Raw genomic sequence first — 13,483 nt, 5'->3', positions numbered from 1 at the left:
GGAAGCTCCGTGACCGTCCTCCTCGCCCTCGCCCTGGTGGCCGCCCAGCCGGTCACGACCGACACCGCTGACGCTGCGGCGCCCCAAGCCGAGACGATCGATCCATCCACGCAACAGGAAGACCCTGCTGCCGTCGACTGGGAGAAGGAATTCGGCGTCGTAAAGAAGCAGCGCGACCCCATCACCGGAGAAATCCCGGTCGATCCCTATACCCCGTCGCCCGCCAACGCCGGGGCGACGCCCTATGCCGGTGCCGGCCTCGCCAAGGCGTTCGGAGGTCAGGACGGCATCCATCACATCGTCGACCGGTTCGTGGAGATCAACGTCGCCGACCCGCGCATCGCGGCGATCTTCAAGAACCACGACATGGTCCGCCTGCGCCGCACACTTTACGAACAGTTCTGCTACCTGCTCGGCGCCGGCTGCACCTACACCGGGCGCGACATGAAGTCCTCGCACAAGGGGCTTGGCACGACCCGCGCCGATCTCAACGCTCTGGTGGAAAACCTCCAGCGCGCGATGCGCGAGAACAAGGTGCCGTTCGCCGCGCAGAACCGCCTGCTCGCCAAGCTGGCGCCGATGGACAAGGACGTCGTCGAACGCTGAGCGCGTCGCCAGCCGCGGCCAGCTAGTCGGGTTCAGCTGGCCAGGCTGCGGCTGATCGCCAGCATCAGGCCATGATCGAGGAAGTGCCGCTCGCGCGCCAGGAAGCCCAGCGTGCGCCGATGCGGAAAGTTGCTCATGGGGACGAGCGCGATACCCTCGGCGCCGCGATAGCTGTCGGGCATCACCGTCACGCCCACGCCGGCCGCGACCATCTGCGCCACGCGCTCGTCGTTGGTCGAGCGCAACGCGAAATGCGGGCGAACCGCGCGCTCGACGAAATGCCGGCTGGTCTCGGACAGCAGTTCGCAATGGCGGCGCACGATCATCACCTCGTCGCGCAATTCCTCGGCACTGACGATCTCGCGCGTGGCAAGGCGGTGGTCGCCCGCCATGGCGACGCCATAACCCTCGTCGAGCACCGCCTCGCGCAGCAGGCCGGACTTGTCGGGCCGGACGATCGACAACGCCGCGTCGATCCGCCCGCGGTCGAGCAGGCCGGCCAATTCGCGCTCGGTGCCGAACACCAGTTCGAGCGCGCCGGGAAGCTCACCGCGCGCTGCGCGGCAGGCGGCGGCGATCGCGGCGCCGGGTATGCTCGACAGCACGCCGAGCCGGATCGTCTCGGCATCCGCCGTGGCGCGCATGGCGCCGAGCGCGCTGTTGAATTCCTGTTCGATCCGCCGGGCATGGGCCAGGAACCGCGCGCCCGCCTCGGTCAGTTCCACCCGCTGGTTGCTGCGGGTGAACAAGGGGCGTTCCACCGCGCGTTCGAGCTTGGCGATGCCCACCGACAGCGTCGGCTGCGCGACGTTGCACTGCGCCGCCGCGCGCGAGAAGTTGCCCTGGTCCACCACGGCCAGAAAATAGCGGATGAGATAACGGTCGATCATAGAGGCGATCTATACACTTCTTGAAATCTTTCAATTTCGCCAATCGGCCAAGCCATCCTAGACTGCAGCAAAAGCGAGGATGCCGCACCGATGACGACGCTGGATTTCGCCTTGGGCGAGACGATCGACATGATCCGCGAGAGCACGGCGCGCTTTGCCGCCGACCGCATCGCCCCGCTCGCCGCCGAGATCGACGCGAAGGACTGGTTCCCGCGCGATCTCTGGCCGGCGATGGGCGAACTCGGCCTGCACGGCATCACCGTCGAGGAAGAATGGGGCGGCCTCGGCATGGGCTACCTCGCGCATGTAGTGGCGCAGGAGGAAGTGGCGCGGGCCTCGGCCTCGATCGGCCTGAGCTATGGCGCGCATTCCAACCTCTGCGTCAACCAGATACGCCGCTGGGGCAATGCCGAGCAAAAGGCGCGCTACCTGCCCAAGCTGATTTCGGGCGAGCATGTCGGCAGCCTCGCCATGTCCGAAGCCGGCGCCGGCTCCGACGTCGTGTCGATGAAGCTGCGCGCCGAGAAGAAGAGCGATCGCTACGTCCTTAACGGCACCAAGTTCTGGATCACCAACGCCACGTATGCCGACGTGCTGGTGGTCTATGCCCGCACCGGCGAAGGCTCGCGCGGGATCACGACGTTCCTGATCGAGAAGGACTTCCCCGGCTTCGCGATCGGCCAGAAGATCGACAAGGTCGGCATGCGCGGCTCGCCGACGGCCGAACTGGTCTTCACCGATTGCGAGGTCCCGGCCGAGAACGTGATGGGCGAGCCGGGCCAGGGCGTCGCGATCCTGATGTCGGGCCTCGATTACGAGCGCGCCGTACTTGCCGGCATCCAGATCGGCATCATGCAGGCCTGCCTCGACGTGGTGCTGCCCTATGTGCGCGAGCGTCGCCAGTTCGGCCAGCCGATCGGCGCGTTCCAGTTGATGCAGGCCAAGATCGCCGACATGTATGTCGCCCTCAATTCCTCGCGCGCCTACGTCTATGCCGTGGCCCGCGCTTGCGACGCCGGGCAGACCACGCGCTTCGACGCGGCCGGGGCGATCCTCCTCGCCAGCGAGAACGCGGTGAAGGTCGCGCTCGAGGCGGTGCAGGCCCTGGGCGGCGCGGGCTATACCCGCGACTGGCCGGTCGAGCGTTTCATGCGCGATGCCAAGCTGCTCGACATCGGCGCCGGAACCAACGAAATCCGCCGCATGCTGATCGGGCGCGAACTGGTCGGGCCGCTCGGCTGATGAGCGGCCCCGTCATCCGCTCAACGCTCGACCGTGCCGATCCGCAAGTCCAGGCCCGCGCCGCGCACAACCGCGCTCTGGCCGAGGACCTGCGCGCGCGGGTGGCCAAGGCCGCGCTGGGCGGGTCGGAAAAGGCGCGCGAGCGCCACACGGCGCGCGGCAAGCTGCTGCCGCGCGAGCGGGTCGAGCATCTGCTGGACGCCGGCTCGCCGTTCCTGGAGATCGGCCAGCTCGCCGCTGAGGGCGTCTATGGCGAGGACATTCCTGGCGCCGGCGTGATCGGGGGCATCGGTCGCGTCTCAGGCCGGAACGTGATGATCGTCGCCAACGACGCCACGGTGAAGGGTGGCACGTATTATCCGCTGACGGTCAAGAAGCACTTGCGCGCGCAGGCCATTGCCGAGGCCAATCACCTGCCCTGCATCTACCTCGTCGACAGCGGCGGCGCCAACCTGCCCCACCAGGCCGAGGTCTTCCCCGACCGCGACCACTTCGGGCGCATCTTCTTTAACCAGGCGCAGATGAGCGCCAAGGGCATCGCCCAAGTCGCCTGCGTCATGGGCAGTTGCACCGCCGGCGGCGCCTATGTCCCGGCGATGTCCGACGAATCCGTGATCGTTCGCGAACAGGGCACGATCTTCCTCGCCGGCCCGCCGCTGGTCCAGGCCGCGACCGGCGAAGTGATCAGCGCCGAGGACCTGGGTGGCGGAGACCTCCATGCCCGCAAGTCGGGCGTGGTCGATCACCTGGCCGACGACGACGCGCACGCGCTGTCGATCGTGCGCGACATCGTCAGCCACCTTGGCCCTTCGCCGCGTCCGCAGGTCGATTTTGCCGAGCCGCGTGCCCCGCTCTATCCCGCCGAAGACCTCTACGCGATCGTGCCCGAGGACGTCCGCGCACCCTACGACGTGCGGGAAGTCATCGCGCGGCTGGTCGACGGTTCCGAATTCCAGGAATTCAAGGCGCTGTTCGGCACCACGCTGGTCTGCGGCTTTGCCCATATCCACGGCGCGCCTGTGGCGATCCTGGCCAACAACGGCGTGCTGTTCAGCGAAAGCGCGATGAAGGGCGCCCACTTCATCGAACTGGCCTGCCAGCGCCGCATCCCGCTGCTGTTCCTGCAAAACGTGTCGGGCTTCATGGTCGGCGGCAAGTTCGAAGCCGAGGGCATCGCCAAGCACGGCGCCAAGCTGGTCACCGCGGTCGCCACCGCCAGCGTGCCCAAGATCACCGTGCTGATCGGCGGCAGCTTTGGCGCCGGCAACTACGGCATGTGCGGCCGCGCCTATGATCCGCGCTTCCTGTTCACCTGGCCCAATGCCCGCATCTCGGTGATGGGCGGCGAACAGGCCGCGAGCGTCCTCGCCACCGTCCACCGCGACGCGGCGAGTTGGAGCGCGGAGGAGGCCGAGGCGTTCAAGGCGCCGATCCGCCAGAAGTACGAGGATGAAGGCAATCCGGTCTATGCCACCGCGCGCCTGTGGGACGACGGCGTGATCGACCCGGTGCAGACGCGCGACGTTCTGGGCATGGCGCTGCGCGTCGTGCTCGAGGCGCCGATGCCCGAGGCCCCGCGCTTCGGCGTGTTCCGGATGTGATGGGCCGAATTGGCCCCTCCGTCAGTCGCTTGTGCGCCTGCCACCTCCCCGCCGCCGCGCGGCAGGAAGGAACTAGCCAAGATCCCCCCCATGCCATGGGGAGGGGGACCGCCGCGCAGCGGTGGTGGAGGGGTACGCTTCCCTCGCTTTACACCTATCGAGGTATCGCATGATCCGCTCGCTCCTCATTGCCAACCGCGGCGAGATCGCCTGCCGGATCATCCGCACTGCACGCGCGCTCGGCATCCGCACGATCGCAGTCCATTCCGACGCCGATGCCGAGGCCCTGCACGTGCGCATGGCTGATGAGGCTGTCGCTATCGGCCCGGCGCCATCGCGCGAAAGCTATCTGGTGGGCGAGCGCATCATCGCCGCGGCGCTGCAAACCGGCGCGGAGGCGATCCATCCGGGCTATGGCTTCCTGTCCGAAAACGCCGCCTTCGCGCAAGGCGTGATCGATGCCGGGCTGGTCTGGGTCGGGCCGAACCCGGCCAGCATCACCGCGATGGGCCTCAAGGACGCAGCCAAGGCGCTCATGGCCGAGGCCGGCGTGCCGGTGACGCCCGGCTATATGGGCGCGGAGCAGGACGCCGACTTCCTCGCCGCCGAAGCGGCGAAGATCGGCTATCCGGTCCTCATCAAGGCGGTCGCCGGCGGCGGCGGCAAGGGCATGCGGCTGGTCGAGCGCCCCGAAGACTTCGCCGACGCGCTTACCTCGTGCCGCCGCGAGGCGGCAGCGAGCTTCGGCAACGATCATGTCCTGATCGAGAAATACATCCAGCACCCGCGTCATATCGAGGTGCAGGTTTTCGGCGACCGCCACGGCAACGTCGTCCACTTGTTCGAACGCGACTGCTCGCTTCAGCGCCGGCACCAGAAGGTTATCGAGGAAGCGCCCGCCCCCGGCATGGATGCCGCGACCCGCAAAGCGCTTTGCGCCGCCGCGGTCCGGGCGGCACGCGCGGTCGACTACGTCGGCGCCGGCACCATCGAATTCATCGCCGATGGGTCACAGGGTCTCGCCGCCGATCGCATCTGGTTCATGGAAATGAACACGCGGCTGCAGGTTGAACATCCGGTGACCGAGGCGATCACCGGCGTCGATCTTGTCGAGTGGCAGCTGCGCGTCGCCTCGGGCGAGCCGCTGCCGCGCCGTCAGGACGAACTGGCGATCCACGGCTGGGCCATGGAAGCGCGGCTCTATGCCGAAGACCCGGCGCGTGGCTTCCTCCCCAGCACGGGACGGCTCGAGCATCTCGTGTTCGGAAGCGCGCCGGGCGGGCGGGTCGATACCGGCGTGACGCAGAGCGCCGAGGTTTCGCCGCACTACGACCCGATGATCGCCAAGGTGATCGCGCATGGCGAGACCCGCGGCCTGGCGCGCGAGCGGCTTGCGGCCATGCTCGCCGGCACCGCGATCTGGCCGGTGCGCACCAATGCGCCGTTCCTGGTCAACGCGCTGGAGCATCCCGATTTCATCGCCGGCCGCGTCGATACCGGGCTGATCGCGCGCGAGAACGCGACACTGACCGAGGCGCGCGCACCCTCGCCCGATGTGTTGCGCGCTGCCGCCGATCGGCTGGTCGAACGCCAACCCGCCCCGGGCCTGCGCCTCAATGCGGCGCCACGCCGCGATGCGCTGTTCCTGCTCGACGGCGAGCCGGTGCGGGCTGCGATCGGCGACGGATCGGTTGTGCCTGAGGCGAGTGCGATCGTGGCCGAGCGCGGCCAGACCTGGCAGCTCAAGCCGTGGCGGCGCGATGGTGCAGGCCTGGCGGGCGCAGGCAGCGGCACGATCCTTTCGCCGATGCCGGGCAAAGTCATCGCCGTCGATGTCGCAAAGGGCGATACGGTGACGGCTGGGCAAAAGCTCTTGACGCTGGAAGCCATGAAGATGGAACACAGCCTCACCGCGCCGTTCGACGGCGTGGTCGACGAGCTGCCTGCCGTGACCGGCACGCAAGTCCAGGTCGATGCCGTGCTCGCACGCATCGTCCCCCTCGACACCGACGCCTAAGCGCGCGAGCACAAGGATACTGGGGCATGGCCGGCCGGCACTTCGACCAATGGCAGATCGGCGACACCATCGCGCACGAGATCCGGCGCACCGTAACCGAGACCGACAACCTGCTGTTCTCTGTGATGACGCACAATCCGCAGCCGCTGCACATCGATGCGGAGGCGGCGCGCGCCAGCGAGTTCGGGCAGATCCTCGTCAATGGGACTTACACCTTCGCGCTGATGGTCGGGCTGTCGGTCGCGGACACCACGCTCGGCACGCTCGTCGCCAACCTCGGCTACGACAAGCTGGTTCACCCGGCGCCGGTGTTCCTTGGAGACACGCTGCGCGCGACCAGCGTGGTCGAGGACCTGCGTGCCTCGCGCTCGCGGCCCGGGGCGGGCATCGTCACCTTCCGGCATGAACTCATCAACCAGCGCGACGAGGTCGTGTGCCGGTGCCTGCGCATGGCATTGCTCAGCGGGAGCGGCGCGGCGTGAAGTTGCGTTCGCTGCTGTTCGTTCCTGCCGACCGGCCTGAACGCTTCGCCAAGGCCGCCGACAGCGGGGCTGACGCGATTATCCTGGATCTGGAGGATTCGGTCGCGCCCGAGCGCAAAGCCCAAGCCCGCATCGCCGCTGCGGAATGGCTCGCCGCCCCGCGCGCCACGGCGGCCTTCGTGCGGGTCAACCCGCTTGGCCAGCACGAAGACGTCGCCGCCGACCTCGCGGCGGTTCTGCCCCATGGCCCCGACGGGGTCGTCCTGCCCAAGGCCGAGGGCGCGGTGAGCGTCGCGCAACTGCTCCGGCTCGCGCAGTCCCATGCCCTCCCCCCGGTCCTCGCGATCGCGACCGAGACGCCGCGCGCGTTGTTCCAGCTCGGCAGCTACGACGCGGTGGCCGAGCATCTGTGCGGGTTGACTTGGGGCGCGGAAGACCTGCCGGCCGCCATCGGCGCGGCGACCTCGCGCGAGGCGGACGGTCGTTTCACGCCCCCTTATGAAATGGTGCGCAGCCTCGCGCTGTTTGCCGCCCACGCCGCCGGCGCCGCCGCGATCGAGACCGTCTACCCGCGCATCGACGACGAGGCCGGCCTCGCCGCTTACGTCGCCCGCGCGCGGCGTGACGGCTTTACCGGCATGATGGCGATCCATCCCGCGCAAGTCGCCGCGATCAACGCCGGTTTCTCGCCGACCGAGGCCGAAGTGGCCCGCGCCCGCGCCATCGTCTCCGCCTTTTCGGACAACCCCGGGGCCGGCGCCCTGCGCGTCGGCGGGATGATGGTCGACCGGCCTCACCTCGTCCAGGCGCAGGCCCTGCTCGCGCGCGCCGACGAGGCCTGAGGCCAACACGTCCCACCCGTAAGTGCGCAATCTCCGGGGCGCCATTGACGCAGCCGGTGATCGTTGCGACACGGGCTCCATGAGCGGGGGCACAGCGGCAAAACCGAACCGATTGCGGACCAGGGTTCAGCCCGCCAGGCTTCTGGCGCTTGTCCTTCCGGCACTCGCCCTGCCCGCGCTGGCGGTGGCCGGCCTTCCCTCTGCCCCGCCCGATCGACGCGCCGAGCGCGCAACAGCGCCGAACGCCGCCCAGCCGGCGCAAACCGCCCGCCCGCCTGCCTGGATGCACCGTGCCTGGACCACGCGCGACCACGCGCCGCGCTTTGTCCAAGCGTTGGCGCAGGATCGCGCGGGCTATCTGTGGGTCGGCTCGTTCGAAGGGCTGTTCCGCTTCGACGGCACCACGTTTTCCTACGTCCCGCCGGCGCCGGGGCATCCGCGCACCGCCTCGGCGGTCAGTTCGATGACGGCCGCGCCGGACGGATCGTTGTGGATCGGCTATGCCGGAAGTGGCGGCGTGTCGGTCTACCGCGATGGCAAGGTCCGCGATACCGGGCTCGATGCCCCCAACAGCGAAGTCACCCGACTGGTCGTCGATGCCGACGGCAACGCCTGGGCGGGTCTGGGCAATGGCCCGCACGCCATCTATCGCCACCACGACGGCAAATGGACCCCGCTGATCGATCCTGTTCTCGACGACCGGGAAGGCGAACCCCAGTTCGTCGATCGCAACGGGACGCTGTGGATCGCCACCTGGGGCAGCGACGTCTATTTCGTCCGCCGGGGAGAAACCCGGGCGACACGGGTGCCGATCGCCTCGCGCGGCGGGGGCGTGATGATCGAGGATCGCGACGGCCGGCTGTGGCTGATCGACGACGTCGGGCTGCGCTTGGTGCCCGGTGATGGGCGCGCCACGACAACCGGCCCCGCGCCGGTCGTCCCGCCCGACAAGGCCTTCCCGCCTGCCGCATTCCTGCGCGCCGCGGTCGACCCATTCGGCCAGATCTGGGCGACGACGTATCGCACCGGCGTCTTCACGATGCAGCCCGGCAATCCTACGATCTCGCGGTTTACCGCGCGCAACGGGCTGACCTCGGACCGCGTCTCGCCGGTGCTGGCCGACCGCGCGGGCACGGTATGGGTGGGCGGCGAGCGTGGCCTGGATCGCTTCACGCCCTCGCCGCTTGCCAACGTGCCCGAACTGAACAACCCCGAGGACACCGCATCACGCCGTTACGTCCACAGCGGCGCCAGCGCTGCGGGGCGTGCGTACCTCTCGCTCGGGCACAAGGTCTGGCGCGCCGATCCGGGCCAGCCACTCACCGTCCTCGGACAGGTCGACGACGACATCGGTGCGATTTGCGCGGGCAGCGACGGGTCGGTCTGGGCGATGGACGGCGACGCCATCACCCAGCTGTCCGCCACGCGGCCGCGCGAGAGGATCAAGCTGCCCGAACATGTCACCGACCAGGAAGGCTGCGTGGTCGACGGTCGCGGCGCCGTGTGGATCGCCGCCAACGAATTCGGCTTGCGCCGGCGCGAAGGCGGCGCATGGCGCAGCGTCCCGTTGCCGGCAGGCAGGCAACGCCCGCAGTCCCTGGTTTTCGATCAGCGCGGTCGGTTGCTGCTGATCTTCGACCGTCGTGCCATCGGCATCCTGGCCGACGGTCGCTGGACCGTCCTCGACGGTGAGCGGATCGGCTTCGAGCGTCCCACGTTCGTCACCGTGCGCGACAGCGGCGAGATCATCGCCGGCGGGTTGACAGGCCTCATGCGCCTGACCGAACACGGCCCGCAGATCCTCGACATCCGCAACCATCCCTGGCTCTACGACACGCGCGGCATCGCGAGCGTCGCTGGCGGCGTGAGCTGGCTGATCGGCAATCGCGGCGTCATCCGCATCGCGACAGTGGCGCTCGACCGCGCCTTCGACACGCCACTCCAACCCCTGCCGCATACCGCATTCGACGAGGACGATGCCCGCATCGCCCTGCCCCAGCGCGATAGCGGGCCGCAGGTCGTGGCCGATGCGGAGGGACGCACGTTCCTGATGACGCTGGGCGGCGTGCTCGTGGCCACGCGCTGGACCAACCCGCTGCCGACCGCGCCCTTCCGCCTCACCGTCGATCGCCTGTCCGCCGACGCCCGGTCCTATCCGGCGGTCAACGGCACCGTGCTGCCGATCGGCTCGTCGACGGTGACCATCGACTACAGCGTGCTCGACCTCGTCACCACCGGCCAGCGCCGCTTCCGCGTCCGCCTCGGCGGCCTCACGCGCACATGGTCCGACAATGGCACGCTGCGCCAGATCACGTACGGCAACCTCTCGCCCGGCACCTATCACTTCGAGGTGCAGACCAGCGACGCGAACGGATTGTGGCAGGACGGCGGGGCCAGCGTCGACTTCACCATTCGGGCGGCGCTCTGGCAGCAGACCTGGTTCCGGCTGCTCGGCGCCGCAATCCTGGCTGTGCTCGCGTGGGGCGCATTCCGCTGGCGCACGCATACGCTGGTCGAGCGCGCACGCGCCGCCCGCGAGGGACAGGTTGCCGAGCGCGAACGCATCGCGCGCGAACTGCACGACACACTGCTGCAGGGCGTCCAGGGCATGATGCTGCGCTTCTATGCCATCGCCCACCGCCGCACGCTGCCGCCCGAGGTCAAGTCCGAGATCGAAACCGTGCTCGACCGCGGCGACACCGTCATCGCCGCCGCCCGTGACCGCGTGCTGCAACTGCGCACCGCCAGCGGCACGATCGATCTGGCAGCACGGCTCAACGACGTCATCGAGCCGGGGGCCATGCCGCCCGTGGTGCTCCACTGCGAAGGCGAGCCACGGCCGGTCTGCGCCGGCATCGCCGAGGATCTGCTGGGCCTGATCGGCGAGGCCGTATCGAATGCCCGCCAGCATTCGCAGGCGACGCGGATCGACGTCGTGCTGCGGTTCCGCCGGCGCGAGCTCATCGTCCGCATTCGCGACGACGGCATCGGCTTCAAGGGCACGCCATCCAGTGCAGAGGGGCATTTCGGGCTGGTCGGGATGCGCGAGCGGGCACGGCAGCTGCAGGCACGGATCGACATTCGCAACCATGCCGATGGCGGCGCGATGGTCGAAGTGATCGTGCCGGCGCGCGTCGCGTTTCTCTGATCGGCATAGTGTCCGTTCACAGCAGGGGGATGGTCGGATGCCTTGTCAGGCCCGCGCCCCCGGCGTATCCGCCACAGGCTCCGGTCCCCCAGCCGGCGACGGACGACGAACGAAAGCAGGCATGACCACAGTATCGACCGGCACCGCAGGCACGCTGCACATCGACCTCTATGCCGTTGCCGCCAATTACCGCACTCTGGCTGGCCAGATCGGCAGCGCGCGATGCGGCGCGGTGGTCAAGGCCGACGCCTATGGCCTCGGCGCCGTGCCCGTGGCGCGCGCCCTGGCAGAGGCAGGCTGCCGGCACTTCTTCGTCGCCCATCTGTGCGAGGCCCTGGAGGTCCGCCCGGCGCTGCCCGATGACGCGTCGGTGTTCGTCATGCACGGCCTCAACCCCGGCGACGAACCTGCCTGCGCCGCGCAGGCGATCGTGCCGGTGCTCAACTCCCTCGACCAGGTCGATCGCTGGGCCGCGCAGGCACGGGCGGAGAACCGGCCGCTTGCCGCCGCGCTCCAGGCCGATACCGGCATGTCGCGCCTTGGCTTGTCCGCCGAGGAACTGGATGTGCTCGAAGCGGACCCGCACCGCCTCGGCGGGCTGAGCGTGATTCTCGTCATGAGCCACCTTGCTTGCGCGGACGTCCCCGCGGACTTCTTCACCCAGACCCAGCTGGCCCGCTTCGATGCCTTCGCCGCCCGCTTCCCGGGCGCGGCACGCTCGATCGACAACTCTGGCGGCACCTACGTCACACGCCCCGACCACGGCGACATCGCCCGCCCGGGCATGGCGCTTTATGGCGGAGAGGTCCGCGAAGGCGTACCGACGCTTGCGCGCGTCGCCACCCTCAACGCACGTATCATCCAGCTGCGTACCGTCGAGGCGGGCACGGGTGTCGGATACGGCCTGACGCACCGCACCGCCAAGACCACCCGCCTTGCGACGATTTCCGCCGGATATGCCGATGGCTGGCCGCGCAGCCTGAGCGGCCGCGGCGCCGTTTTCATCGGCGGGGTCGAGGCGCCGATCCTGGGCCGCGTATCGATGGACAGCACCATCGTCGACGTCTCGGATGTTCCCGAAGACGCTCTCTACCCCGGCGCGCCGGTCGAGCTGATCGGCCCCAACCAGAGCGCCGAGCGCGTGGCGGAACTCGCAGGAACCTTGTCCTACGAGATCTTCACCCGGCTCGGCCGCCGCTACACCCGCATCTACACGAACGAGCAGGCCTGACCACGTCCTTCAAGGTCTGGACGGAATGAGCGCCAGTTCGGTCTGCCGCCCGTCGATGTAGCGCACGCTCTTGCCGTCGAAGAACGCGTTTTCCTCCGCGCGGAAATCAACGCGCTGGCCGCCCCATTCCGGCACCGGCGCGTAAGTCGTCAACTCGATCGACCAGGCCGTATCCGGATCGATCGGCCGCGCGCCCTGCGGATCACCGGCCTGGTTGTCCCAGAAACCGATCGACGGCCCGGCGCCATGGCCATGCAACCCGATGGGATGCGAATAGATCGACGGATCGAGTCCGGCCGCCTTCGCTTCGGCGCGCGCGCGGGCCAACACCTCGTTGCCGCTGCGGCCAACTTCGAATTGCCGCGTCAGGATATCCTGCAGCCGGTTGCTATTCGCCAGCCCCTGCCGCAGCCCGACCGGGGCCTGCGTCTCGCCGGGCTTGAGCACATAGGCCAGGTGCTGCGTATCGGTATTGAGCCGCAGGTACGTGATGCCGAAATCGGTCCAGAGCAGGTCGCCGGGGCGGATCACTTCAGGCCCCTCGATCATGCCCTTCACGCCCTGCCGCTGGATTGCGACCGAGGGATGGAACCAGGGTTCGAGACCCAGTTGCAGCAGGCGGTCGCGATACCACCACTGCACCTGCTCGGCGGTCGTGACGCCCGGCGTGATCACCGCGCGCGAGAACGCCTCGCTGATGATGGCGTGGGCGGTGCGCTCGATCGTCGGGTAAAGCTGCATCTCGGCCGGGGTGCGCGTCTCCAGCCAGCGGATGGCCGTTCCTTCACCGCTGACGATCCGCTGTCGCAAGTCGGGCGCCAGCGCGGCGGTGAAGGCCTCGCGCTGGCTGGCAGTCATGCCATCGGCGAACTGATAGAGGTCTGAGACATTGATCGCGATGCGCTTGGGGTTGCGCGCCGCCACGATCTCGGCAGCGGCCTTCCACTGATCCGGCTGCTTGGCCGGATCCCACGCCGGGGCGAACAGGCCGCCAAGCCCGTAGCGGCTCACGGTCAGTCGCTCGACGGCACGCCCCTGCCCCGGATCGTGGAAGATCAGGATCGTGCGCCGCCGGGCATGCATGTTCTCGCCGTCGAGCATCGAGGCGACGACCGGCTCCTCGAAATACTCGCGCGCCACCAGCAGCCATGTGTCGATGCCCTCGGCCCGCATGATCGCGGGGATCACGGTATCGAGCCGCTCGCGCAGGATACGGTTCTCGGTGTCCGCTCGGTCGCGTGCCGACAGCAGCGGCGGAACTACCGGCGACCGCTCCTCGGTCTCGCGCAATGCCGGCGCTGCGGATGGCGCGGCCAAAACGCCCGCCGGCACCCCGGCCAGACCCATCGCCACGGCCGCCAGCGCCATTCCCCGTATCGTCATCTGCCCCCCTCGATCCCTGAACGGCGCCCACACTGGCCAGT

Annotated in this window: 10 protein-coding genes; 8 read left to right on the top strand and 2 right to left on the bottom strand. The window is 69.0% G+C overall.

Features of this window, described 5'->3' with window-relative positions; all coding sequences use genetic code 11:
• Positions 1-9 precede the first annotated feature (9 nt).
• Positions 10-606 carry a group I truncated hemoglobin gene (locus V7Q48_RS02880; protein ID WP_333836151.1) on the top strand — a complete coding sequence of 199 codons (597 nt, stop codon included), beginning with the start codon at positions 10-12 and terminating at the stop codon, positions 604-606.
• Between the two features lie 32 nt (positions 607-638).
• Here the strand turns inward: V7Q48_RS02880 and V7Q48_RS02875 are convergent, their stop codons facing one another.
• Positions 639-1,496: a LysR family transcriptional regulator gene (locus tag V7Q48_RS02875; protein WP_333836150.1), complete on the bottom strand. Its 858-nt coding sequence runs from the start codon at positions 1,494-1,496 to the stop codon at positions 639-641.
• Positions 1,497-1,586: 90 nt separating this feature from the next.
• On the opposite strand from V7Q48_RS02875, the gene V7Q48_RS02870 reads away from it, so the two are divergent.
• The 7 genes from V7Q48_RS02870 to alr all read left to right on the top strand — a co-directional run bounded on the left by V7Q48_RS02870 (position 1,587) and on the right by alr (position 12,059).
• The gene (locus V7Q48_RS02870; protein ID WP_333836149.1) at positions 1,587-2,738 is read left to right on the top strand and encodes an isovaleryl-CoA dehydrogenase; all 1,152 of its coding nucleotides are present in this window, start codon (positions 1,587-1,589) and stop codon (positions 2,736-2,738) included.
• Complete coding sequence (locus tag V7Q48_RS02865) at positions 2,738-4,339, top strand: carboxyl transferase domain-containing protein (RefSeq protein WP_333836148.1); 1,602 nt, start codon at positions 2,738-2,740, stop codon at positions 4,337-4,339. The genes V7Q48_RS02870 and V7Q48_RS02865 overlap by 1 nt, the downstream gene beginning before the upstream one ends.
• Positions 4,340-4,508: 169 nt before the next feature.
• Positions 4,509-6,356, top strand: a complete 1,848-nt coding sequence (locus V7Q48_RS02860) for an acetyl/propionyl/methylcrotonyl-CoA carboxylase subunit alpha (RefSeq protein ID WP_333836147.1) — start codon at positions 4,509-4,511, stop codon at positions 6,354-6,356.
• Positions 6,357-6,382: 26 nt separating this feature from the next.
• Entirely contained in the window at positions 6,383-6,838 is a 456-nt protein-coding gene (locus tag V7Q48_RS02855) for a MaoC family dehydratase (protein ID WP_333836146.1), read from the top strand.
• Positions 6,835-7,680 (top strand): HpcH/HpaI aldolase/citrate lyase family protein, encoded by an 846-nt coding sequence (locus V7Q48_RS02850; protein WP_333836145.1) that lies wholly within the window; start codon positions 6,835-6,837, stop codon positions 7,678-7,680. Before V7Q48_RS02855 ends, V7Q48_RS02850 begins: the two co-directional genes overlap by 4 nt.
• 79 nt (positions 7,681-7,759) lie before the next feature.
• The gene (locus V7Q48_RS02845; RefSeq protein ID WP_333836144.1) at positions 7,760-10,828 is read left to right on the top strand and encodes a sensor histidine kinase; all 3,069 of its coding nucleotides are present in this window, start codon (positions 7,760-7,762) and stop codon (positions 10,826-10,828) included.
• A gap of 121 nt (positions 10,829-10,949) precedes the next feature.
• Positions 10,950-12,059 (top strand): alanine racemase, encoded by a 1,110-nt coding sequence (gene alr, locus V7Q48_RS02840; protein ID WP_333836143.1) that lies wholly within the window; start codon positions 10,950-10,952, stop codon positions 12,057-12,059.
• A gap of 9 nt (positions 12,060-12,068) precedes the next feature.
• On the opposite strand, the gene V7Q48_RS02835 is transcribed toward alr, so the two are convergent.
• Positions 12,069-13,442 carry a M24 family metallopeptidase gene (locus tag V7Q48_RS02835; RefSeq protein WP_333836142.1) on the bottom strand — a complete coding sequence of 458 codons (1,374 nt, stop codon included), beginning with the start codon at positions 13,440-13,442 and terminating at the stop codon, positions 12,069-12,071.
• Positions 13,443-13,483: the final 41 nt, after the last annotated feature.

The organism is Novosphingobium sp. (assembly GCF_036803765.1).
GTDB lineage: Bacteria > Pseudomonadota > Alphaproteobacteria > Sphingomonadales > Sphingomonadaceae > Novosphingobium.
This window is presented reverse-complemented; position numbering and strand designations above follow the sequence as displayed.

Coding starts and splice junctions, on each gene's coding strand:
- alr (WP_333836143.1), top strand. CDS start 10,950: ATGACCACAGTATCGACCGGCACCGCAGGCACGCTGCACATCGACCTC.
- V7Q48_RS02870 (WP_333836149.1), top strand. CDS start 1,587: ATGACGACGCTGGATTTCGCCTTGGGCGAGACGATCGACATGATCCGC.
- V7Q48_RS02875 (WP_333836150.1), bottom strand. CDS start 1,496: ATGATCGACCGTTATCTCATCCGCTATTTTCTGGCCGTGGTGGACCAG.
- V7Q48_RS02855 (WP_333836146.1), top strand. CDS start 6,383: ATGGCCGGCCGGCACTTCGACCAATGGCAGATCGGCGACACCATCGCG.
- V7Q48_RS02865 (WP_333836148.1), top strand. CDS start 2,738: ATGAGCGGCCCCGTCATCCGCTCAACGCTCGACCGTGCCGATCCGCAA.
- V7Q48_RS02860 (WP_333836147.1), top strand. CDS start 4,509: ATGATCCGCTCGCTCCTCATTGCCAACCGCGGCGAGATCGCCTGCCGG.
- V7Q48_RS02835 (WP_333836142.1), bottom strand. CDS start 13,442: ATGACGATACGGGGAATGGCGCTGGCGGCCGTGGCGATGGGTCTGGCC.
- V7Q48_RS02845 (WP_333836144.1), top strand. CDS start 7,760: ATGAGCGGGGGCACAGCGGCAAAACCGAACCGATTGCGGACCAGGGTT.